The organism is Fulvivirga aurantia (genome assembly GCF_009711475.1).
Lineage (GTDB): Bacteria > Bacteroidota > Bacteroidia > Cytophagales > Cyclobacteriaceae > Fulvivirga > Fulvivirga aurantia.
Genome location: NZ_SMMD01000270.1, coordinates 1 through 1,425, shown reverse-complemented (window position 1 = coordinate 1,425; position 1,425 = coordinate 1). Strand labels below are relative to the sequence as shown.

Annotated in this window: 2 protein-coding genes; both read right to left on the bottom strand. The window is 38.5% G+C overall.

The features are described 5' to 3' along the window. Window positions 1-1,045 (bottom strand): sugar transferase (locus tag E1176_RS01060; RefSeq protein WP_155208737.1); only part of this gene is annotated, 1,045 nt, incomplete at its 3' end. Continuing rightward, on the bottom strand, window positions 1,042-1,425 hold a 384-nt coding region (locus tag E1176_RS01055; RefSeq protein ID WP_155208736.1), incomplete at its 5' end, for a response regulator. The genes E1176_RS01055 and E1176_RS01060, both read right to left, overlap by 4 nt.

Below are 1,425 nucleotides of genomic sequence, written 5' to 3'. Positions count from 1 at the left end.
AAGCGCTGTTAGCATAACTGATATCAAGATCAATTCGCTCGTCTACCGACATTTCAGCTCTACCACGCTTAGTTACCTGCCACAAGCCTGTAATGCCTGCAGCTGCCATAAATCTCATAGCGCACTGGTCTTTGGTAAGTTGCTGAGCCTCATATAATGGCAATGGTCTGTTACCAACGATTGACATATCTCCTTTAAGCACGTTTATCAACTGAGGTATTTCGTCTAAACTTGTGTTTCTAAGGAAATTACCAAAACGTGTTACACGTGGATCGTCTTTAATTTTGTAAAAGACAGGATTACCAGACTTATCTTTTACTTCTACGTCACCACCATATTGGTTCAGGTGCATCACTTTGTCAAGATCTTTTTCTGCACCCTGGTCCATAGACCTGAATTTATAGAAGTTGAAGATTTTGTAACCACTTCCTGCTCTTTGAGAAATATAAAAAACAGGACCTTTAGACTCTAGTTTGATTATAGCAGCTATGATTAGCAACAGAGGGCTTAACATAATAAGCACACTTGCCGACACTACTATATCAAAAATTCTTTTTGCTGTAGAGATCTTATAATTAAAAGGCTCGATCTGAAGCTTTGTCTTTTCCTGAGAAAGCTTCTTCAGTACTTTAAGGAAATTAATCCAGTAGCTAAGACTTTCAGGATTAATTTCTCCTGAAATATAGTCGTCAGCTCCATTTTTAAGTACCGCCTTTTTGTGGTTCTCGTCAGTATCATTGCTGATAACGATCAAAGGAACGTTAAAGCTTTTCATAACCTCCTGGGCATACCCGGTTTGGCTTAACGTTTCGTTATTGATCTTCTCAGGGAAAAATAATACGGCATTTGGCTCAAAGTCAGGTTTGCTCTGTAGCAATTCTCTCAAGGAATATACAGAGTCAATGACTTCCGGCTCAATAAAAGATTTTTCTAAACCTCTAATTGATCCTGATGCGGAAATGCATAATAATTTTTTATCGATTAGCTGCTTGTTTTCCCCAGCATTATCTTTTTGAATTCCATCTACTGTAATTTGTTCATTCATCGCGCACTAATTTTATTTTTCTCGAGCACTTCATTAATTGTCTTGATCAATGCCGGAGGATCAAAAGGTTTCTCTAGAAACGCACTCGCACCAGCATCTATGCACTTTTTTGGAAAATTTTCGTCCAGAACACTGGAGAACATTATTACTGGAACTTTATTAAACGCTCCGCTTTTTGTTAAGTTTTCCAAAAACTCCAGCCCATCAATCTTGGGCAGTACAAAGTCGCACAAAATAATACTGGGTATGTTGCCTTCTAATAACCACTCCATAGCAGAGATTCCCTCTCTTTTAATCGTGACATCGAAGTCCTCACTCAATATTCTCTCAATTAACCAGCATAAGGGCTGGTCATCCTCAATAGCCAAAACAGAAGGTTT